Below are 21195 nucleotides of genomic sequence, written 5' to 3' on the forward strand. Positions count from 1 at the left end.
CTAAGAAGGGTGTATCATAGAAAAATATTGATCGATCGCGCTGCTGATCGCTTCAGCCAGCTTAGCTTGGTGATGAGCATCGTTTAGCAGCTTACGGTCGGTTTTATTGGAAATAAATCCTAATTCCACAATGACGGTTGGGCATTTCGTATTTCGGAGAACGAAATACTTCTTCCCATAGACGGGCAGTTCTTGTGTACCGTACACCCGATTAAGTGACTGCTGCAGAAGATTCGCAAGCAGAATGCTGTCGGATTGGTTCTGGTAGATCACAAGAGGCCCCCGCCGCTGTGGTTTTCCTGACCAGTTGATATGCAGGCTTAGCATCACTTTCGGCTTGAGCGTATTCGCAATTCCCGCTCTTTGAGCAAGGTCTTTACGGTGACGGTTTCCGTATGACCAATGGTTATCGTCGCTGAGCGCATAATCGGTCGTGCGGTTTATTGCGACTCTATAGCCTTTTTTCTTAAGGGCTTTATACGTTTTTTTGGAAATTGCGAGATTCATGTGTTTCTCTTCGATCTTGCCGTACATGGCCCCGCTATCGATACCGCCATGACCAACATCAATCAAGACATCGGCCTCAGGCAATAGGGGATTCCCGGCGGAGGCACCGACTGGAGCAGCAACCGTACAGAGGCATAGCAAACTAAGCAGGATAGAAACAATTTGCTTCACGACGGCACATCCTTTGTCATCATTAATCTGTACTGTTATCCTTCGTCCAAGAAGGAGGTCTCATGCATCCTGCAAAAGTTTGCATAGTTTGGATTAACCTTCTTTCAGGCGGGAATAATGGAAAGTATGACGTTTATGAGTTAGTTCGACGAGGAGGTATGGAAGATGAGCTTAAGCATAGTGCTCATGGTTATTCAAGTATTTTTTGCCGTTGTTATCGGACTGTATTTTTGGAATTTGCTGCGCAATCAGCAGACGAACCGCTCTGCTGTTGATAGAGAGTCACGCAAGGAATTGGAGAAGCTGCGCAAGCTGCGCTCGATCTCGCTGACGAAGCCGTTATCGGAGAAGACTAGACCTTCTTCCATGCAGGATATTGTAGGGCAAAAAGAAGGGCTTAAAGCGCTGAAAGCTGCCCTATGCGGCCCGAATCCGCAGCACGTGTTGATTTATGGCCCGCCAGGAGTAGGAAAAACAGCAGCGGCTCGCGTTGTTCTGGAAGAAGCGAAGAAAAATCAGGATTCGCCGTTCCGCTCGGATTCCAAGTTCACCGAGATCGATGCGACAACTGCGCGCTTTGATGAACGCGGGATCGCTGATCCGCTGATCGGCTCTGTGCATGACCCTATCTATCAAGGGGCTGGAGCTATGGGCGTTGCCGGCATTCCGCAGCCGAAGCCGGGAGCCGTGACCAAAGCGCACGGGGGCATCCTGTTCATCGATGAAATCGGAGAATTGCACCCGACGCAAATGAACAAATTATTAAAGGTGCTTGAAGACCGAAAAGTATTTTTGGAGAGTGCGTATTATAGCTCCGAGGATACGAATATTCCTAACTATATTCATGATATTTTTCAAAATGGGCTGCCGGCGGATTTTCGTCTAGTCGGAGCGACAACTCGGACGCCGAGCGAAATTCCGCCAGCGATCCGCTCGCGCTGTCTGGAAATCTTCTTCCGCCCATTGCTTCCTGAGGAGATCGGTGAAATTGCCGAGAAGGCGCTCAAGAAAATTGGCTTTAAGGATAATCCGTCGGCGGTTAAAGTGGTTACGAAGTACGCGACAAATGGCCGGGAAGCGGTCAATGTGATTCAGCTTGCCGCAGGTATCGCCTTAACGGATAAACGCGACGAAATCACCGCTGCGGACATCGAATGGGTCGTCAATTCGTCGCAAATCCCGCCAAGACCGGAGCGCAAAGTGCCTGCACAGCCGCAGGTCGGCTTTGTGAATGGTTTGGCCGTCTATGGCCCGAATTTGGGCACGCTGCTTGAGATTGAAGTGATCGCCATTCCAGCGGCGCCTGGAGGCGGGAAGTTCAATATTACGGGTGTGGTCGATGAGGAAGAGATGGGCGGCGGCTCCCGTACGATTCGCCGTAAGAGTATGGCGCGCGGGTCTGTGGAGAATGTGCTGACTGTGCTCCGCAAGTTGGGCTTTAACACAGCGGACTATGATCTGCACATTAATTTCCCCGGCGGCGTACCGATCGACGGACCTTCCGCAGGGATCTCGATGGCGACAGCCATTGCTTCCGCGATTCATAAGATTCCTGTCGACAACAAGTTGGCGATGACCGGCGAGATGAGCATCCACGGTAAAGTGAAGCCGGTTGGCGGCGTGGTCGCCAAGGTCGAAGCGGCATTCCAAGCGGGAGCAACGAAAGTTATCGTGCCGAAAGAAAACTGGCAGGAAATGTTCGCGGATCTGCCGGGCGTCGAAGTGCTGCCTGTTGACTCGATTGAGGAAGTGCTGCAAGCGGCGTTGGGCATTGAACTGCAGGACAATGTCATTCCGATGCCAATCACCGCAGATCGGTCGATTACCGCACAGACGCTGCCTATCTTGCACGCCAAGTCGCCAAACAGCATGGAGACATAGTTTTTGATGCCTATCAGAGCCCCGGAAACCGCACCAGAGCGCCAATTGGTGTTTTGTTGACAGTTTTGATAAAATGTAAAGCAGCATGGAAACAATATTTGGGGCTCTCTGCATGAAGACACAGCTTTGAAGGAAGAGGCTCGCTTTTGCAGAGGAAAATTAGGAGGTGCAGAGGATGGGACCTGGTAAAATCAAGGTGCGCAGATTGCCGCTTTTACCATTAAGGGGACTATTGGTCTATCCGAGTATGGTTCTACATCTGGATGTGGGGCGGGAAAAGTCGGTCAAAGCGCTCGAACGAGCGATGGTTGATGACAGTATGATTCTCCTCTGCTCTCAATCCGAAATCAATATAGAAGAACCTTCGAAAGAGGATATTTACCGGGTTGGCACCATAGCAAAAGTGCGGCAAATGCTCAAGCTTCCGAATGGCACGATCCGTGTCCTCGTTGAAGGGGTTATGCGGGCCGAGATTACAGAGTACCTTGTCAATGACGAGTATTACGAAGTAACCGCCAAAGAGCTGCATGAACAGGATCACACCGATCCTGAAATCGACGCTTTGATGCGAACGGTTTTGAACCAATTTGAACATTATATCAACCTTTCGAAAAAGGTGACGCCAGAGACGTTAGCGGCTGTCTCCGATATCGATGAGCCCGGCCGGTTAGCTGATGTGATTTGCAGCCATTTATCGTTGAAAATTAAGGATAAACAGGAGATTCTCGAAACCGTTGACGTTCGTGAGCGGTTGGAGAAGATGCTGAACATCTTGAACAACGAGCGTGAAGTGCTGGAGTTAGAGCGCAAAATCAGCCAGCGCGTCAAGAAGCAGATGGAGAAAACGCAGAAGGAATATTACCTGCGTGAGCAGATGAAAGCCATTCAGAAGGAACTCGGCGACAAGGAAGGCCGCGCCGGGGAAGTGGATGAATTGCGGAATCAGCTGAACGAAGCGCAGCTTCCGGATCGCGTGCGGGAGAAGGTTGAGAAAGAAATCGACCGTCTGGAGAAAATGCCTGCTACTTCTGCGGAAGGCGGCGTGATCCGCAACTATATCGATTGGCTGCTCGGACTTCCTTGGTCCAAGCGGACGGAAGACGATCTTGATCTGGCAAAAGCGGAGCAGATTCTGAACGAAGATCACTTTGGATTGGAGAAGCCGAAAGAACGTGTGCTGGAATACTTGGCCGTTCAGAAGCTGGTACAAAAGCTGAAAGGACCGATTCTTTGTTTGGTTGGCCCTCCAGGTGTGGGGAAAACCTCCATCGCCCGATCCATTGCCAGATCGATGGGCAGGCAATTCATTCGCATCTCGCTCGGAGGCGTTCGGGATGAAGCTGAAATTCGCGGCCATCGCCGTACGTACGTCGGCGCGATGCCAGGGCGCATCATCCAAGGGATGAAGAGCGCCGGGTCCAACAATCCCGTTTTCCTGTTAGATGAAATCGATAAAATGGCCATGGATTTCCGCGGCGACCCGGCATCGGCACTTCTGGAAGTGCTTGATCCCGAGCAGAACAGCACTTTTAGTGATCATTTCATTGAAGTACCTTTTGACTTGTCGAGCGTGATGTTCGTCACAACGGCAAATGCGATTCACAATATTCCGCGGCCGCTGCTCGACCGCATGGAAGTCTTGTATATTCCTGGTTACACGGAAATCGAGAAGCTGCAAATCGCGAACCGCTATTTGCTGCCGAAGCAGAAGCGTGATCACGGTCTGCAGGAAGACCAGCTGCTCGTCGACGAAGAAGCGCTGATGAAGCTGGTCCGCGAATACACCCGCGAGTCCGGCGTGCGCAATCTGGAGCAGCAAGTCGCAGGGATGTGCCGCAAGGCGGCGAAACAGATCGTATCCGATCCGTCCACACCTGTGCACATCACGACGGACAATCTCAAAGATTACCTCGGACCAGCGAAGTTCCGTTATAACTTGGCTGAAGAGAAGGATCAGATTGGCGCCGTAACCGGTTTGGCCTGGACGGAAGTCGGTGGAGACACCTTGGTCATCGAGGTCACGGTGATGCCTGGCACAGGCAAGCTGACTTTGACAGGGAAGCTTGGCGATGTGATGAAAGAATCGGCGCAGGCCGCTTTCAGCTATACCCGATCTAAGGCTGCTGAGCTTGGCATCCCAACGGACTTCCATGAGAAGAATGATATTCATATTCACATTCCTGAAGGCGCGATTCCGAAGGATGGCCCGTCTGCAGGCATTACAATGGGAACAGCGCTAATCTCCGCGCTGACGAACATCCCGGTGTCCCGCGAAGTGGCGATGACCGGCGAGATTACGCTGCGCGGCCGAGTGCTCCCGATCGGCGGCTTGAAGGAGAAGGCGCTGGCGGCGCATCGCGCCGGCATTCGCAAGGTGCTGCTGCCGCAGGATAACGAGAAAGATATTACCGACATTCCAGAAAGCGTCCGCAATGAAATGACGTTTATTCCGGTTAGTCATATGGATCAAGTGCTGGAGCATGCTCTGGTGAAAAATAAGCCGCCAGCACATGTCGGCTAACGAAAGAAAGTAGTGAATGACATGAAGGTCAATCAAGCAGAATTTATTATCAGCGCGGTTGGACCTAGTCAATATCCTGACGATGCCTTGCCGGAGATTGCTCTGGCAGGGCGTTCTAATGTCGGCAAATCATCGCTTATTAACCGCATGATCAACCGCAAGAATTTGGCTAGAACCAGTTCGCAACCGGGGAAAACCCAAACCTTAAATTATTACAAAATCAATCAGGACTTATATTTTGTTGATCTCCCAGGCTACGGCTATGCGCGTGTGTCCAAGACCCAGCGCGAGCAGTGGGGCAAATTCATCGAGAACTATTTGCTGAACCGCGAGCCGTTGAAGCTCGTGATGCAATTGATCGATCTGCGGCACCCGCCGACGAAGGACGATCAGGCGATGTATGAATGGCTGCGGCACCATGGTGTGCCGGTCATTGTCGTCACGACCAAAGCCGATAAGATTCCAAAAAGCAAATGGCAGAAGCACGCCAAGGTCGTCAGGGAAACACTCGGCATGGATAAGGGGGAGCAGCCGCTGTTGTTCTCTTCCGAGCTCGGGCTTGGCAAGGATGAGCTATGGGATTTGATCGAGAAGCGGATAGGCTTCGTCGCTGAAGACATGATGGCAGGAGAGCAGACGGCCAGCCAGGAAAGCCTTGAAGTTCATGCTGTGCAACCGGACAACGAATAGCAAGCAGATAAAAACAACATCCTCACTGCATTAGCGGTGCAGGATGTTGTTTCTTTTTGACAGTTGGAAAGGATTACGCTATACTCTAATTAAAGATTTAGATAATTATCTAAATATCTAACGAATGGAGGTCGCAGCGATGAACGAATCGTTCAAAGCGCTATCCGATCCGACGCGCAGAGCCATCATTAAACTATTGCGTGAGAAGGACCTGACGGCTGGCGAAATCGCCGAGCATTTTCAAATGACGAAGCCTAGCATATCGCATCATTTAAACTCCTTGAAGGCGGCAAAGCTTATTTTGGACGAACGTCAAGGGCAGAACATTATGTACTCGTTGAATACAACGGTCGTTCAGGAAGTGATGGGCTGGTTTATGGATCTCATTAAAAAAGGAGAGGACGAAGATGAATAAAGATACAAAAATTTCGTGGGGTTGGAAGGATGTCATGGTGCTTCTCATCGCGCTGGCGCCGGTCATCATCGGAGCATTGATGTACAATGCATTGCCGGAGCAATTGGCGACACACTTTGATTTGCACGGGAATGTGAACGGAAATATGAGCAAACCGGTATTTTTCAGCACGATGACGCTGATCAACCTGGTGCTTGCCATCGCTTTTAAAGTTGTACCTAGTTTAGATCCGAAGCGAGCGAATTATGCAAAATTTATGGATGTTTATGAGCTGCTCCGCTTTGTCATCGTGTTGTTCTTAAGTGGCATTTTTGTAGTCGTTCTCTTGTTCAACATCGGCTATAACATTTCGATGAATACCGTAATGTATTTATCCCTCGGTGCCTTATGGATCGTATTCGGCAACTATATGGGCCGGATCCGGCACAACTATTTCATGGGCATCCGTACCCCATGGACACTAGCGAGCGAGGACGTATGGAGAAAGACCCATCGTCTTGCCGCACCGTTATGGGTGCTCTGCGGGCTCGTTTTCTTCATCGGCGCCTTTATCGGCTCGGCGACACCGTACTTGCTGTTCGGCGGCATTATCGTTTCTGTAGCCGTACCGATTATATATTCGTTTCTGGTCTTTCAGAAACTTAGCAAAAGCCGCTAAGCAGTCAACTATTGGCAGAAACGCGAGCGAAGCAGGGGGAAACGTAAGGGAAACAGAGGGATTATAATAAAATGAATGCCTCTTAAAGGGGAATTGCGGATTTTGCTTGATTTCTCAGAAAATTTCCTAAATGCCGCGCAGGAATATTAAGCTCATATGTAGTATAATAATAAGCAGGTACACGAGTAGAACCCAATGGCTTGAAAACAAAGAATCGAGGGATTTTTATGGCACAAAGGTTAGCGACTGAATACGTCAAAACCTGCCTCCAGTTAACTGAAGCCGAGATGTTCAAGTTTTTTCAAATGTTTGTGGATCACCAAGTGACGCTGCATGTCAAAGTATTGGAAAACGGCAATCAAGAAGTTGTTTTTCAAGATGATGCAGGCCAGGAGATCACCCTGTCATTTGAGCAGAAATCAGGCCTATATGAATGCACGGGATCCTGTCGATTAAGCAATACCCTGCTGGCTAATCTGATGCGCAAAGCGGTTTCCGAATTTAAAGGAAGTGCGATTGTGAATCGGATCTACTCCAGTCATACTATGGTTTATTATTATGAGCGCGGCACCGTTGTGAAGATCGAAGAAGTGAAGGATCAACTGGTGAAGCTGATTTATGAGTACAAAGATACGATCGGTCAACTCGAACAACTGTTCCACAAGAAAGAAGTCGAGCGCGAAATTGACACGATCCAGGATCACATTAACCATCTGCTTGATCTGCGTAATGTCATGAAGGATCTGTTGATCCGCCAGCAGATTGATGCCCGTCTCCGTGAGCTGTCTAATCGCTTGTTCGCGCTTGAGGCATAAGCCAAACACATTCACTTTTTTAGATAAAAGACCCTGTACAGGGTCTTTTTTGTTTGGGCGAACCTGCGAAACCGAACCGTCATACTGTAGATAGGGGGTCCGGAACCTTGATGTTGAACGGCAAAAAAAAAGTATTGCATTTCTGGTCGATAGATGTTATTTTTATTTTCGTTGACAACAATATAGGAACCAGGATTCACTCAGGACATTGAATGTTGCGAGAGATTATTCCCTCGGGAAGTGAATGACGTAGGTCCTAGCGGATGAAATTTTTACACAAACATTTTATTCCTAGGAAGGGGGAACCGAAAGATGGAATACTCAACTTTCGGAAGACACGTTGCTGTAGATACTTGGGGGGTAAACTTTGAACTTCTGAACAATGCAGAATGGCTGCAAGCTCAGATGGTTGAAGCTGCCGAGGTATGCGGAGCAACCGTACTATCTGTACAGTCCAAGCAATTTGAACCACAAGGAGCAACAGTGCTTGTTATGTTGTCCGAGAGTCATCTCTCCATTCATACTTATCCTGAGAGAGGTTTTGCCGCGCTAGATTGCTATACTTGCGGTGAAACAGTAGACCCTCAATTAGCAATTGACTTCATGGTATCCGTATTGAAACCAGAGACCGTTCATGCGAAGAAACTAATTCGCGGCATCGGTGAGCTGCAAGTTGAAACTCCTGAAATTAAGCAAGCGGCTCTTGTGAAATAAGAGACTGCTCATACCAATAACAAAAACGCGACCACGGAGAAATCCGTGGTCATTTGTTTGTCCCACACCCCATACACTGATTACAGCGATACTTGTCAGTTGTGCGGGGAGGGATTGAAATTGCGGAAAAAAATCGCGCGGAAAGCAATCATCTACAGCGTAGTGCTGTTTCTGATCATTTGGCCTATTTATCAAGTCATCGGTATGCTAGGCGGACATAAGGAAGAGCATGATGCCGAGCATTTGCTCTATCAAGTGTCCTTGTTCCAGATGGAGCTGCTGAACAGCTATTTGGGCGAGGTAGGCAAAATCAAAACGACGGATGAGCTCAATGAGGCCAAGCAAGCCTTGTATTCCGCGTCATATACACATGAGAGGCTGGTACTGGCTGCTGGAGGCAAGGAATATTTGACATCGCTTAGCAGTATCGATCAACTGATGCAGTACATTCAAAGGCTGCAGATCGGCGGGGAACGCGCGCTTAAGCCGGAAGAAACGCAATTGCTACAAGAAGTCGCCAAGCAGTATCAAACGATGTATGGCATCTATGAGAAGCTGATGGCGTCGGACGGCGCTGTCATTTCATCGCAGAACGAGAAGCTGGCACAAACCGACACAGCATTGGCGGCGCTTATTCATAAAAAACTGCTGCAATAAACGGTGTTTTTACCCGTTGCTGGTATAGATGAGAAGTTTGCTGTAAAAACTAACGAGCAGAGCGCTTATGCATTCATAAATTATTCAAAAAATTTGTCGGAATGCTTGTTTTGCTATGATATAATGGTCTAGTAATGGACGGGAAGGCAGGTGGTACCTTTGCATATTATCGCTGTAGGCTTAAATTATCGGACGGCTCCGGTGGAAATTCGGGAGAAATTCGCATTTTCCGATACGGATTTGCCGCAGGCATTAGCAGAATTGAAAGACACAAAGAGCATACTTGAATGTGTGATTGTCGCCACCTGCAACCGAACGGAAATTTACGCGGTTGTAGATCGGCCTCAGTCGTGCACACATTACATTACGCAATTTATGGAACGCTGGTTTGAAATGCCTAAGGATCAATTCCAGAAACATCTATATATGCATGAAAGCGATCAAGCTATTGAGCATCTGTTCCGCGTCACCAGCGGACTGGACTCCATGGTTATCGGCGAAACGCAAATTCTCGGGCAGGTCCGGGATGCTTTTTTGCTATCGCAAGAGTTGAAAGCTACAGGGACATTTTTCAATACGCTGTTTAAACAGTCAATCACACTTGCCAAAAAAGCGCACTCCGAAACAGGGATCAGCAATAATCCCGTCTCCGTAAGCTATGCTGCAGTGGAACTTGGTAAGCGGATCTTCGGTTCCTATACGAACAAAACCGTCATGATCATCGGCGCAGGCAAGATGAGCGAGCTGACGGTGAAGCATTTGTACGCCAATGGCGCGAGCAAAGTGCTTGTCGTGAACCGCACGTTCGAACGCGCAGTGGAGCTGGCCGAGAAATTCAACGGCATTCCGTGCACGATGGATCAAATGCTAGAGCGCTTGCCTGAGGTGGATATCATTATCAGCTCCACAGGCGCACCGGGGTATGTGCTGACGAAGAACGATATTCAGCCGTATTTGCAAAAGAGAAGATCGCGTCCGCTATTTATGATGGATATCGCAGTACCGCGCGACTTGGATCCGCAAATCAGCGAACTAGCTAACGTGTTCCTCTACGATATCGATGACTTGGAGAATATTGTCGACAAGCATCTGCAGGAACGGAAGAAGGAAGCGGCCAAGATCGAGACGATGATCGCATCGGAGAAGGCGGCTTTTGATCAATGGACCAAAGTGCTTGGCGTCAGCCCGGTCATTCAAGCGCTGCAAGCTAAAGCGAATCATATTCATGAAGAAACGATGGATAGCATGTTGAAGAAGCTTCCTGATCTGGATGAGCGGGAAGTCAAAGTTATTCGCAAATTAACCAAAAGTATTGTGAATCAAGTGCTTCGCGATCCGATTCTGCGCATCAAAGAGATGGCGGGAGAGCGTCATGGCGACGAGGCGCTGGAGATGTTCACCAAGCTGTTCGCTCTGGAAGAAACGCTGGAGCGCCAGGAGCAGGCGGAACAATTGGCACAGGAAGCGCATCGGAAAGCGGCTGAAGCAGAGTCGAAGCGTGTACAGGATGAGAAAATATCCGTGCTCGGTTTGAACACGGCAGATGCGCTAGCGCAATCTTGAGAATACAGCGTTCATATCGCTGAGGAGAGGTGCCATGGTCACACGTAGCTGGTTGTTCGATGCGATGATCTATATGTATGCCCTGAGCCTCCTGTTTTACTTCGCCGATTTCGCCAGTGCGAATCGGAATGCAAAACGGATGGGGACGGGGCTGCTTTTATTTGTATGGGTTCTGCAAACCGCCTATTTGGGCGTGAATCTTTATGGGCATTTGACGGAATGGGCGTTTTCCCGCTCGGATGTGCTGTTTATGTTCTCGTGGCTGATTGTCACAATATCGCTGATCGTTAACAGGTTTTTCAGGATCGAGCTGTTCGTGTTTTTTGTCAACGTGCTGGGTTTTGCCATATTGGCCTTGAATGTGTTCGGGAATCCGCAGCTTACGCCAATCAAGTCAAGCTGGAACATCAATGATGAGCTATTATTCATACATATCACTTTGGCTATTGGCAGCTATGCGGCTTTCTCAATTGCGGCGATATTTTCCGGTATGTATTTATTTTTGCACCGAATGCTGAAGGAGAAAAAGTTCTCGCAAACCGTGATGCGCTTACCTTCGCTGGAGAAAATCGAACAGTATACGTATTTGGCTGTTATTATCGGCGCGCCGCTGCTGCTGCTCGCGCTTAGCTTGGGAATTGTCTGGGTTGTGCTGCAAGGCGACCGCAATCTGCTGTATGATCCTAAGGTTGTGAATTCGTTTTTTGTTTTGGCGGCATACGGCTTCTACTTATTCCAGCACCATTCGATGCGCATTTCCGGCAATCGGCTGGCGGCATGGAATTTGGCAGCTTTCCTGATCGTCGTCATTAATTTTGTCATATCGAACTTTTTGTCAGGGTTTCATGACTGGATTTGGAGCTGAGCAGCACGATGAAGCATCCATATCCGATCATGCTGGATTTAATAGGTACCAGATCTTTAGTAGTGGGGGGCGGACGTATTGCTGAGCGCAAGGTCCGCTCTCTCGTGCAAGCAGGCGCTCATGTGACTGTGCTGAGCCCGGATTTTACGGACGGGCTTGTGGAGATGGGGCAGAGGAGCGAGATCAAGCTGATCGAGGAACGGTTTAGCGAGGCATGGCTCCGTGAGCAAACGGCATCCGCGCTGAAGGCATGCAGGCTCGTGATTGCGGCGACGGATTCAGCTGAAGTGAACCAAGCGGTCTGCGCGGCGGCGCGCCGCTGGGGGATGTTCGTCAATGTCGTGGACCAGCCGGAGCTGAGCACGTTCATTCTTCCGTCTGTGGTGCGCCGGGGGAAGCTGGTGATCGCTGTATCCTCGGGCGGGGCAAGCCCATCTTTTGCACGTAAGATCGCGCGCGAGCTTGAACAGAGCTACGGGGAAGAGTACGAGCTGTATCTGGATTTTTTAAGCGAATTCCGCCTGAAAATCCAGGCTGTCATCGCAGACAAGCAGGCCAGACAGCAGCTGTTTCAGGAAATGTTGGCGTGGGACGTGCTGCCGCGTATTCGCGCCGGCACATTTGCAGACTGGAAAGATAAGCTTTTCAGGGCTTTTGACCAAGAGCCCGCCATCGCGACGATTCGCGCGTTCGGGCGAGGTATATAGAGAGGCGGATAGAACAAAGATGAGAACGATTATCGTGGGCACCAGACAAAGCGCATTAGCATTAACGCAGACCGGACAAGCTGTCGAGAAGCTGCAGCAATTGGCTGACTCGTTCGGCATCGAATGCCGGTTTGAAATCAAGAAAATCGTGACCAAAGGCGATCGCATCCTGGATGTGACATTATCCAAGGTCGGCGGTAAAGGCCTGTTCGTTAAGGAAATCGAACAGGCGCTGCTGGACGGCGACATCGATATGGCCGTCCACAGCATGAAGGATATGCCCTTCGAGCTTCCAGAAGGGCTGATCGTCGGAGCGGTGCCCGAGCGCGAAGATCCGCGTGACGCGCTGATCACGCGCGGGCCCCGCTCGCTCGACGAGCTGCCGCAGGGCGCGCTCGTCGGCACGAGTTCGCTGCGCCGCGCAAGCCAGCTGCAGCACGCCCGTCCGGACCTCCGCATCGAGTCGGTCCGCGGCAACATCGATTCGCGGCTGCGCAAGCTCGACGAGGATAACTTCGATGCGATACTCCTGGCCTCCGCCGGTATTCACCGGATGGGTTGGCAGGATCGCATCAGCGCGTACTTGCCGCCCGAAGTATGCCTCCCTGCCGTAGGGCAAGGGGCGCTGTGCATCGAGTGCCGGGCGGACGATTCGTTCATGCTGGAACTGCTTGGCAAGTTCCAGCATGAACCGACGGCGCTCGCGGTGCGCGCAGAGCGGGCATTCCTCGGCAGACTCAATGGAGGCTGCCAGGTGCCGCTCGGCGCTTACGCCAGCGTAAGCGAGGGCAGCAGCGGGCCGGATGCGCCGCTGCTGACGTTGACGGGCATGGTCGGGACGCCGGACGGCAAGACCATGCTCAAGGAAACCGCGACCGGCAGCGATCCGGAAGCGCTCGGTCTGCTGATCGCGGACAAGTTAATTGCACAAGGAGCGGACCGTATTCTAGCTGATGTGAGGGAGTGAGCGTGTGGTCAAAGGCAAAGTATACCTGGTAGGTGCAGGTCCGGGAGATCCGAAGCTCATCACGATTCGCGGCATGGAAGCGATCCAAAAGGCCGACGTCATTGTTTATGACCGTCTGGCCAGCCCGCGCTTGTTAAAGCACAGAAAACCGGGAGCCGAGCTGATCTTTGTCGGGAAGCTTCCGGATAAGCATATGTTAAGACAAGAAGAAATTAACCAGCTGCTGGTTGATTTGGCCCTGCAAGGGAAAGTGGTCACGCGCTTGAAGGGCGGAGACCCAAGTGTGTTCGGCCGGGTCGGCGAGGAAGCCGAGCTGCTTGCAGACCACGGGGTGACTTTTGAGATCATCCCTGGGATTACGTCGTCGATCGCCGTGCCCGCCTATGCCGGCATCCCGGTGACGCACCGCGACTTCACGTCTTCGGTGGCGATCGTAACCGGGCATGAATATCCGAATAAAACGTACACAGCCCTGAACTGGGAGCATCTGGCCAAAGCGGTCGGAACAACGGTCTTTCTCATGGGCGTCGCCAATTTGGACCATATTTGCCACGAGCTGATGCATTGGGGCAAATCGCCGGATACACCCGTAGCGCTTGTGCGCTGGGGGACATGGACGGAACAGGCGACCATTACCGGCACGTTGGCTGACATCGCCGAGAAAGTGCGCGTGGCGAATTTTCAATCGCCGGCGGTTATTATTGTCGGCGAAGTCGTGAAGCTCCGCGAGAAGCTGGCCTGGATCGAGAAGAAGCCGCTCTTCGGGCGCAGAGTGCTGGTAACCCGGGCCAGAAGCCAGGCGAGCGAGTTGGTGAATCTGATCGACGAGCTCGGCGGCGAGGCGGTCGAGTTCCCAGTCATTCGCCTGCAGCCGCCAAGCGATTCTGCAGCGCAGCAGGCACTTGACGCAGCGCTTGACAAGCTTCACACCTTCGATTGGATCGTGCTCACGAGTGTGAACGGCGTCGAATTTTTTTGGCGCAGGCTGCGCGAGCGCGGTATCGATGTGCGCCGCATGGCGAACGCGCGCCTCGCAGCCGTCGGTCCGAAGACCGCGGAAGCGCTGGCGGAGCGCGGTCTGATCGCGGACTTGGTGCCGGCGAAGTTCGAGGCGGAAGGCGTCTATGAGGCGATCCGGTCAGAGCTTATGCCAGGCCAAAGCGTGCTGCTGGCGACAGCGGATCGGGCCCGCGATTATTTGCCGGCCAAGCTGCGGGAGCTCGGCATGGCCGTTACCGAAGTTGATGTCTACGAGAATGTGCTGGCGCTCGAAGACGGGGAAGAAATAGTTGCCCTGCTGCAAAACCAAGGCATTCATATTATTACTTTTACGAGTTCATCTACCGTTACAAATTTATTTGCAGCTTTGCGCCAATTAGGCGTGGAAGATCCGCTTCATTTGCTGCAAGGCGTCGAAATCGCCTGCATCGGGCCCAAAACGGCGGATACCGCCCGTCAATTGGGCTTACCAGTGACTTACTTGGCGAAAGAAGCGACCGTCGCTTCCCTCGCCGACAGCTTATCCTAACCCAAATCATACATGGAAGATTAACTTAAGCTTTTGAGTTAGTCTTCTTGCCATAAGGAGGCATTCCCATGAGTTTCCCAGTTGTTCGCAATCGCCGCTTGCGCGGTTCATCCGCACTTCGCAACCTCGTCCGCGAGAATCAAATCTTGGTGAACGACGTTGTGCAGCCTGTATTTGTCACATATGGCACAAATATTAAAGAAGAAATTTCATCGATGCCTGGTGTTTATCATTTTTCCCTTGACCGTGTGGAAGAAGAAATTAAGGAAATCACCGATCTGGGTATTCAGGCGATTCTGCTGTTCGGTGTACCTGAGCATAAAGATGCGCAAGGTTCCTCCGCGTTTGACGATGAGGGAATCGTTCAGCAAGCGACACGCCGCATTAAGGAAATCAATCCGAACCTGCTGATCATCGCCGATACTTGCCTGTGCCAATTTACGGATACCGGCCATTGCGGCGTTATTCATCATCATCCGGTTACCGGCCATGCTGACGTGCATAACGACCTGTCTCTGGAGCTGCTTGTCCGTACAGCGGTTTCGCAAGCGAAAGCAGGCGCTGATATTATCGCCCCATCCAACATGATGGACGGCTATGTGCATGCGATTCGCACGGGTCTTGACGAGGCTGGTTACGAGAATACGCCGATCATGGCGTACTCGGTCAAGTATGCCTCCGCTTATTACGGTCCGTTCCGCGAAGCAGCCCACTCGACGCCGCAATTCGGTGACCGCAAAACGTACCAAATGGATCCGGCCAACAGCCGCGAAGCTTTGCGCGAAGCGGAAAGCGATGTGGTCGAAGGCGCAGACTTCTTAATGGTCAAACCGGCGCTTGCTTATATGGATATCATCCGCATGCTGAAGGACAACTTTGATCTGCCAGTTGTGGCATACAACGTGAGCGCGGAATATGCCATGATCAAGGCGGCCGCCCAGCAAGGCTGGATTAATGAAGAAGCCATCGTGATGGAAACAATGACCGGTTTCAAGCGCGCAGGCGCGGATATCATTTTGACATATTTTGCCAAAGATATTGCTCGTTACTTGCAGCGCTAAGCCATTTCGAGAACCATTCACCGCTTGCGGGGATGGTTCTTTTTGTCATACATTTGTCGGAAACCAAGAGCTTACATTGGTTGTGACAAGACAATAATTAGGGCATAATGGATGAGAATAGTAGGAAACTAACGGTTTTGGATAAAGAGGAAGGTGCCTCATGACTTATAATGATAATTTTATTAAAGCGTGCCGCAAAGAGCAGGTAGATACGCTGCCTGTATGGTACATGCGTCAAGCAGGGCGCTATGACCCGGACTACCGCAAAATCAAAGAGAAGTACTCCTTGCTTGAAATTTGTGAGCAGCCTGAATTGGCCGCTGAAGTCACCATGATGCCGGTTAAAAAGCTTGGCGTAGATGCTGCCATTTTGTACTCAGACATTATGAACCCGGTCGCATCGCTAGGTGTTGATTTTGATATCGTCAAAAATATCGGGCCTGTCATCCACACCCCAATCCGTACCGCACAAGATGTCGAGCGCCTGCGTCCGATCGATGTCGACAAGGATTTATCTCATATCATTCAAACGATCCGCATTTTAGATAAAGAGCTGAAAGTGCCGCTCATTTCCTTTGCCGGCGCACCGTTCACCATCGCCAGTTATTTAATTGAAGGCAAGCCTTCAAAGAGCTATATCCTGACCAAGACGATGATGTACTCGGAGCCTAAGGTCTGGTTCGCATTAATGGATAAGCTTGGCGATATGGTTATTACGTACTTGAAATCCCACATCGCAGCTGGAGCGAAGGCCGTTCAAGTGTTTGACAGCTGGGTTGGAGCTTTGTCGCCTGCAGATTTTCAAGTGTATGTGCTGCCGACGATGACCCGAATTTTCGAAGCGCTGGCTGATCTGAAAGAGCCGAAAATTTATTTCCCAGGCGTCAGCTCCGGCGAGCTGCTGCCGTATTTGAAAGGTTTGCAAGCGGATGTGATCGGTCTTGATTGGCGCATTCCGATTCAGGAAGGACGCAGACGGGTCGGAGAGCGGTTTGCCGTTCAAGGCAACCTGGATCCATACGTGCTGACGGCGCCGATGCATGTTATCGAGCAGCAAGCGAAGGCGATCATTGATGAAGGCGTGAAGCAGCCAGGCTACATTTTTAACCTTGGTCACGGCTTGTTCCCTGAAGCATCCCTGGAGAAGCTCAAAGAGCTGACAACATTTATCCATACGTATTCGCAATCCGTCTTATCCCAGCAATCAGAAAAGAGTGGTGTTTAAACATGTCAAAACGTCGTATCGGTGTATTGGTAATGTCCTATGGTACCCCTGAAAGCTTGGATCAGGTAGAAGCTTATTATACGCACATCCGGCGTGGCCATCCGCCGACAGCGGAGCAGCTGCATGAGTTGACTTCCCGTTATGAGGCGATTGTCGGGGGCTTCTTCCCGCTGCGCGAAAATACGAATAAACAAGTGCAGGGCCTGCAGGAAACATTAAACCGGGAGCATCCTGAGCTTGAGTTTGTGTGCTATCAAGGCCTCAAGCATGCGCAGCCATACGTAGAAGACGGTGTGGAGCAAATGGTGAAGGATGGCATTACCGAAGCGATCGGTGTCGTGCTGGCGCCGCATTATTCCGTGATGAGCGTCGGCGGCTACGTGAAACGGGCTAAAGACAAGGCACAGGAGCTGGGCCTCGACATCGAGTTCGTACTCAGCTACCACATGCATCCGAAGCTGCTGGAAGCGCTGAGCGATAGAGTAGAACGGGCACTAACGAAGTTTGACGGTGCGGAGCGCCAAGATATTCGCGTTATTTTTACGGCACACAGTCTGCCTGAGAAAATTTTGGAGATGAAGGATCCTTATCCGGATCAGCTTCTGGCGACTTCCAAAGCGATTGCCGAGCGCGTCGCCATTACGAACTGGCAGTTCGGCTGGCAAAGTGCGGGGCAAACCGCTATGCCTTGGCTGGGACCGGACATTCTGGATGTACTTCAAACGCTTCGTAAAGAAGAGGGCGTAGCCAATGTGCTGCTGTGTCCAATCGGCTTCGTTTCCGATCATCTGGAAGTGCTCTATGATATCGATATTGAGGCGCAAGCGTTGGCGCAAGAGCTGGGTCTGCATCTGGAGCGCACGGAGTCGCTGAACACAGATCCACTGTATATGGAGACGCTGAGCGACGTTGTGTATCAAAAATGGGCGGAGAAGGCGAATCTCTCATGAGCAGCGCACAGCCTCATTTTCTAATTATCGGCGGGGGCATTACGGGGCTTAGTGCGGCTTATTACTTGAAAAAACGCTTGGAGTCCGATGGCGTCAAAGGGCGGATTACCATCGTCGAGAAATCTTCTGCATTTGGCGGGAAAATCCATACGCTTTATAAAGAAGGCTTTGTGATTGAGAAAGGACCGGACTCGGTCCTTGCCCGCAAGCGTCCAACGATTGATTTGGCGTATGAACTCGGCCTTGAGGGAGAGCTTACCAGCCAAAATCCGCAAGCGAAAAAGACGTTCATCGTTCGTAAAGGCAAGCTTTACCGGATGCCGCAGGGCTTGGTGCTAGGGATTCCGACTCAAATGACGCCATTTATGCAAACAGGGCTGATCTCGCCGTTAGGGAAGGCGCGTGCGGCGTTAGACCTGATTAAGCCCAAGCGGAAAGGTGTCTCGGACGAATCGCTGGGGCATTTTCTGCAGCGCCGGCTGGGCAAAGAAGTGCTGGACCGGGTCGTCGAGCCGCTGCTTGCCGGTATTTATGCCGGCGACACGTTCAAGCTGAGCTTGAAAGCGACGTTCCCGCAGTTCCAGGCGATGGAGCAGAAGCATCGCAGCTTAATTCTGGGTATGATGGCAAGCCGCAAGAATGCGACCGGAGAAACCGCTCACCTGCCCGCAGCCGTTCGCAACTCGGCGTTCGTGACGTTCAAGAAAGGGCTGCAGACGTTAGTTCATGGGCTTGTTCATGCGCTTAAGGGCGAAGATCTGCGCACGAACACAGGCGTTGCTTCGGTGAACAAAGCGGCGGATGGGCTTGTGGAAGTTGTTTTTGAGGATGGTTCGCGTGAGGTTGTGGATGGGGTGATCATCACGACGCCGACGTATCAGTCGGCAGAGCTCTTATCGCACCTGCCCGCCGCGGCCAGTCTGAAGCAGATCGATTATATATCGGTTGCGAATGTGATAATGGCGTTCGACCGGAAGGATGTTCCGATTGATCTCGACGCATCCGGCTTCCTTGTTCCGCGTTATGAAGACAGAACGATAACGGCTTGTACGCTGACTTCGGCCAAATGGCTGCACACCGCGCCGAGCGACAAAGTGGTGCTGCGCTGCTATATCGGCCGCTCAGGGCAGCAGGAATGGCTGCAGTGGAGTGACGAGCAGCTGGTGCAAAAGGCGCGCCATGACCTCGGCGAGCTGCTGGGCGTTAAGGCGGAGCCGCTGTTTACGGAAGTCACGCGCTTGCCGAAATCGATGCCGCAGTACCCTGTCGGCCATTTGGAGCAAGTCGCGCGTTTCCGGCAACAGCTCGCGGATGCGCTGCCTGGTGTACTCGTGACAGGCTCGGGCTTTCACGGCGTTGGCATACCGGACTGCATCCAACAAGGCAAAGACGCAGCGGTGCAGCTGGCTGAGCAATTCAAGCAGCGAGGTGCGGTTGCTGGAGCTAGTGTTGGTGCTGGTACTGGTGCTGGTGCTGGTGTGGCCCCCGCGTCGGTCGGATAATCGCTTTCATTCAATTTTTACCATATGTAATTCAAGTGGGGGTATGAAGTTTATGAAAAGTTCGAGCAGAATCGACACGCGTTCCGCCGCTGCTTTCAGCGAGTCGAAGCAGGTGATTCCCGGAGGCGTCAACAGTCCAGTACGCGCTTTTAAATCGGTAGGCCTTACTCCGTTGTTCATGGAGAAAGGTGCAGGCTCTCGCGTTACGGATATTGACGGGAACAGCTACATCGATTATGTCGGCTCGTGGGGCCCTTTAATCGTTGGGCATGCGCATCCGACTGTCTTGCAGGCTATTCAGGAGACGGCAGTGAAAGGGACGAGTTTTGGCGCGCCTACGCTGCTGGAAACCGAGATGGCCAAGCTGGTGATCGAGCGGGTCCCATCCATTGAGATGGTACGGATGGTCAACTCCGGCACGGAAGCGACGATGAGCGCGCTGCGTCTCGCACGCGGTTTTACCAAGCGTAACAAGATCGTTAAGTTTGAAGGCAGCTATCATGGGCATGCGGATTCGCTGCTCATAAAGGCGGGATCTGGCGTTGCTACACTGGGTCTGCCGGATAGCCCTGGCGTGCCGGACAGTGTAGCTGTGAATACAATCACAGTTCCTTATAACGATCTGGAATCGGTCCGGTTGGTGTTTGAGAAATTCGGCGAAGATATCGCGGCTTTGATTGTAGAGCCGGTTGCCGGCAACATGGGCGTAGTTCCGCCTGCGGCAGGGTTTCTGCAAGGGCTGCGCGACATTACGAAACAATACGGCAGCTTGCTTATTTTTGATGAAGTGATGACTGGCTTCCGCGTTCATAAGAACTGCGCACAAGGCTTGTACGGCATTACGCCGGATCTGACTTGCCTCGGCAAAGTCATCGGCGGTGGCCTGCCCGTCGGCGCGTATGGCGGCCGCCTGGACATTATGGAGCACATCGCGCCTGCTGGACCTATCTATCAAGCGGGCACGCTCTCCGGCAACCCGCTGGCGATGGCTGCGGGCTATGCGACACTTCGCCTGCTGGGCGAGCCAGGCGTCTATGAGGAGCTGGAGCGCAAATCAGCGATACTAGAAGCCGGATTCGCGCGCAACGCTGCGGAAGCTGGCGTGCCAAGCACGATCAACCGCGTAGGCTCGATGATCTGCCCGTTCTTCACGGAGAAGAACGTGATCAACTATGAGACGGCCAAAACTTCAGATTTAGGCAAGTTCAATGCCTACTTCGGGCATTTGTTGGATCTGGGCGTATCCGTTGCGCCTTCTCAGTTCGAAGGCATGTTCATGTCGACGGCGCATACAGACGAAGATGTAGCAGCTACGATTGAGGCGCATCGTGAGGCACTGAGAAGACTTTAATTGCAGAGCCGTCCTCCTTTGGGGGGACGGCTTGTTTTTTTGATGGGCCGCTGAGGGCTGCGGAGAGAATTTGTTGATGGCGTGGGCGAGGCAGGGAGCAGTAGTCTGGTTTTGGCTATTGGGAGACTGGCGGTCGAGCGGCGGTGTAGCCATAGTCCGGATTTGCCGAACTACAGAGCGTCTGAGGTGGGGGGATGTATCTCTAGTCCGGTTTCGCTGCTTACAGAGGCGTAATTGCTCGTTTGGCTACTTTTTGGCGTCTGCAATTGGGCGGAACCGGACTAGAGTGGTGTTAGAGGTGGGAGTAGCGTCTGCAATTGGGCAAATCCGGATTGGAGTGCGGAGGAGGCTTTTGTTTGGAGTAGCTAAGTTGAGCTTGGAGCGCGTGCCGAAGCGGAGGAGATGCTGCAGTCCGGATTTGCCGAACTACAGAGCGTCTGAGGTGGG

At 51.8% G+C, this 21195-nt stretch carries 19 protein-coding genes; 18 read left to right on the plus strand and 1 reads right to left on the minus strand.

The window, feature by feature from the left end; all coding sequences use genetic code 11:
* Nucleotides 1-678 (minus strand): N-acetylmuramoyl-L-alanine amidase family protein, encoded by a 678-nt coding sequence (locus tag O9139_RS24320; RefSeq protein WP_270884350.1) that lies wholly within the window; start codon nucleotides 676-678, stop codon nucleotides 1-3.
* A 165-nt stretch (nucleotides 679-843) separates the two neighbouring features.
* On the opposite strand from O9139_RS24320, the gene lonB reads away from it, so the two are divergent.
* The 18 genes from lonB (at nucleotide 844) to hemL (ending at nucleotide 20748) form a co-directional block, all read left to right on the plus strand.
* Nucleotides 844-2559, plus strand: a complete 1716-nt coding sequence (lonB, locus tag O9139_RS24325; protein WP_270884351.1) for an ATP-dependent protease LonB — start codon at nucleotides 844-846, stop codon at nucleotides 2557-2559.
* A gap of 175 nt (nucleotides 2560-2734) precedes the next feature.
* Entirely contained in the window at nucleotides 2735-5080 is a 2346-nt protein-coding gene (gene lon, locus O9139_RS24330) for an endopeptidase La (RefSeq protein WP_270884352.1), read from the plus strand.
* 21 nt (nucleotides 5081-5101) lie between these two features.
* The gene (gene yihA / locus O9139_RS24335; protein ID WP_270884353.1) at nucleotides 5102-5770 is read left to right on the plus strand and encodes a ribosome biogenesis GTP-binding protein YihA/YsxC; all 669 of its coding nucleotides are present in this window, start codon (nucleotides 5102-5104) and stop codon (nucleotides 5768-5770) included.
* A 139-nt stretch (nucleotides 5771-5909) separates the two neighbouring features.
* Entirely contained in the window at nucleotides 5910-6185 is a 276-nt protein-coding gene (locus tag O9139_RS24340; protein ID WP_270884354.1) for an autorepressor SdpR family transcription factor, read from the plus strand.
* Nucleotides 6178-6843, plus strand: coding sequence for an SdpI family protein (locus O9139_RS24345; protein WP_270884355.1), 666 nt, complete (start codon nucleotides 6178-6180; stop codon nucleotides 6841-6843). Before O9139_RS24340 ends, O9139_RS24345 begins: the two co-directional genes overlap by 8 nt.
* Before the next feature lie 227 nt (nucleotides 6844-7070).
* On the plus strand, nucleotides 7071-7658 hold the full coding sequence (locus O9139_RS24350; RefSeq protein WP_270884356.1) for a non-ribosomal peptide synthetase module: 588 nt from the start codon (nucleotides 7071-7073) through the stop codon (nucleotides 7656-7658).
* Nucleotides 7659-7970: 312 nt separating this feature from the next.
* A complete protein-coding gene (gene speD / locus O9139_RS24355; RefSeq protein ID WP_270884357.1) occupies nucleotides 7971-8372 on the plus strand; it encodes an adenosylmethionine decarboxylase in 402 nt (133 codons plus the stop codon).
* Between the two features lie 120 nt (nucleotides 8373-8492).
* A complete protein-coding gene (locus O9139_RS24360) occupies nucleotides 8493-9029 on the plus strand; it encodes a hypothetical protein (RefSeq protein ID WP_270884358.1) in 537 nt (178 codons plus the stop codon).
* 159 nt (nucleotides 9030-9188) lie between these two features.
* Nucleotides 9189-10592, plus strand: a complete 1404-nt coding sequence (gene hemA / locus O9139_RS24365) for a glutamyl-tRNA reductase (RefSeq protein WP_270884359.1) — start codon at nucleotides 9189-9191, stop codon at nucleotides 10590-10592.
* A 34-nt stretch (nucleotides 10593-10626) separates the two neighbouring features.
* Nucleotides 10627-11457, plus strand: a complete 831-nt coding sequence (locus O9139_RS24370; protein WP_270884360.1) for a cytochrome C assembly family protein — start codon at nucleotides 10627-10629, stop codon at nucleotides 11455-11457.
* Between the two features lie 8 nt (nucleotides 11458-11465).
* Nucleotides 11466-12164: a precorrin-2 dehydrogenase/sirohydrochlorin ferrochelatase family protein gene (locus O9139_RS24375; RefSeq protein ID WP_270884361.1), complete on the plus strand. Its 699-nt coding sequence runs from the start codon at nucleotides 11466-11468 to the stop codon at nucleotides 12162-12164.
* A 19-nt stretch (nucleotides 12165-12183) separates the two neighbouring features.
* On the plus strand, nucleotides 12184-13131 hold the full coding sequence (gene hemC, locus O9139_RS24380) for a hydroxymethylbilane synthase (RefSeq protein WP_270884362.1): 948 nt from the start codon (nucleotides 12184-12186) through the stop codon (nucleotides 13129-13131).
* Nucleotides 13132-13135: 4 nt separating this feature from the next.
* A complete protein-coding gene (gene cobA, locus O9139_RS24385) occupies nucleotides 13136-14659 on the plus strand; it encodes a uroporphyrinogen-III C-methyltransferase (RefSeq protein WP_270884363.1) in 1524 nt (507 codons plus the stop codon).
* Between the two features lie 68 nt (nucleotides 14660-14727).
* Nucleotides 14728-15720, plus strand: coding sequence for a porphobilinogen synthase (hemB, locus tag O9139_RS24390; protein WP_270884364.1), 993 nt, complete (start codon nucleotides 14728-14730; stop codon nucleotides 15718-15720).
* Between the two features lie 160 nt (nucleotides 15721-15880).
* A complete protein-coding gene (gene hemE, locus O9139_RS24395; RefSeq protein ID WP_270884365.1) occupies nucleotides 15881-16945 on the plus strand; it encodes a uroporphyrinogen decarboxylase in 1065 nt (354 codons plus the stop codon).
* 2 nt (nucleotides 16946-16947) lie between these two features.
* Entirely contained in the window at nucleotides 16948-17895 is a 948-nt protein-coding gene (gene hemH, locus O9139_RS24400; protein WP_270884366.1) for a ferrochelatase, read from the plus strand.
* Complete coding sequence (gene hemG, locus O9139_RS24405) at nucleotides 17892-19397, plus strand: protoporphyrinogen oxidase (protein WP_270884367.1); 1506 nt, start codon at nucleotides 17892-17894, stop codon at nucleotides 19395-19397. The genes hemH and hemG overlap by 4 nt, the downstream gene beginning before the upstream one ends.
* Before the next feature lie 52 nt (nucleotides 19398-19449).
* Nucleotides 19450-20748, plus strand: coding sequence for a glutamate-1-semialdehyde 2,1-aminomutase (gene hemL, locus O9139_RS24410; RefSeq protein WP_270884368.1), 1299 nt, complete (start codon nucleotides 19450-19452; stop codon nucleotides 20746-20748).
* Nucleotides 20749-21195: the final 447 nt, after the last annotated feature.

The sequence above is a fragment of the Paenibacillus aestuarii genome, assembly GCF_027789125.1.
GTDB classification, from domain to species: domain Bacteria; phylum Bacillota; class Bacilli; order Paenibacillales; family NBRC-103111; genus Paenibacillus_E; species Paenibacillus_E aestuarii.

Excerpts from the sequence above, each read along its gene's own strand:
- lon (WP_270884352.1), top strand. The coding sequence starts at position 2,735 with ATGGGACCTGGTAAAATCAAGGTGCGCAGATTGCCGCTTTTACCATTA.
- hemL (WP_270884368.1), top strand. The coding sequence starts at position 19,450 with ATGAAAAGTTCGAGCAGAATCGACACGCGTTCCGCCGCTGCTTTCAGC.
- hemB (WP_270884364.1), top strand. The coding sequence starts at position 14,728 with ATGAGTTTCCCAGTTGTTCGCAATCGCCGCTTGCGCGGTTCATCCGCA.
- lonB (WP_270884351.1), top strand. The coding sequence starts at position 844 with ATGAGCTTAAGCATAGTGCTCATGGTTATTCAAGTATTTTTTGCCGTT.
- O9139_RS24350 (WP_270884356.1), top strand. The coding sequence starts at position 7,071 with ATGGCACAAAGGTTAGCGACTGAATACGTCAAAACCTGCCTCCAGTTA.
- hemH (WP_270884366.1), top strand. The coding sequence starts at position 16,948 with ATGTCAAAACGTCGTATCGGTGTATTGGTAATGTCCTATGGTACCCCT.
- hemG (WP_270884367.1), top strand. The coding sequence starts at position 17,892 with ATGAGCAGCGCACAGCCTCATTTTCTAATTATCGGCGGGGGCATTACG.
- hemC (WP_270884362.1), top strand. The coding sequence starts at position 12,184 with ATGAGAACGATTATCGTGGGCACCAGACAAAGCGCATTAGCATTAACG.
- O9139_RS24345 (WP_270884355.1), top strand. The coding sequence starts at position 6,178 with ATGAATAAAGATACAAAAATTTCGTGGGGTTGGAAGGATGTCATGGTG.
- yihA (WP_270884353.1), top strand. The coding sequence starts at position 5,102 with ATGAAGGTCAATCAAGCAGAATTTATTATCAGCGCGGTTGGACCTAGT.
- O9139_RS24375 (WP_270884361.1), top strand. The coding sequence starts at position 11,466 with ATGAAGCATCCATATCCGATCATGCTGGATTTAATAGGTACCAGATCT.
- hemE (WP_270884365.1), top strand. The coding sequence starts at position 15,881 with ATGACTTATAATGATAATTTTATTAAAGCGTGCCGCAAAGAGCAGGTA.
- O9139_RS24370 (WP_270884360.1), top strand. The coding sequence starts at position 10,627 with ATGGTCACACGTAGCTGGTTGTTCGATGCGATGATCTATATGTATGCC.
- O9139_RS24340 (WP_270884354.1), top strand. The coding sequence starts at position 5,910 with ATGAACGAATCGTTCAAAGCGCTATCCGATCCGACGCGCAGAGCCATC.
- speD (WP_270884357.1), top strand. The coding sequence starts at position 7,971 with ATGGAATACTCAACTTTCGGAAGACACGTTGCTGTAGATACTTGGGGG.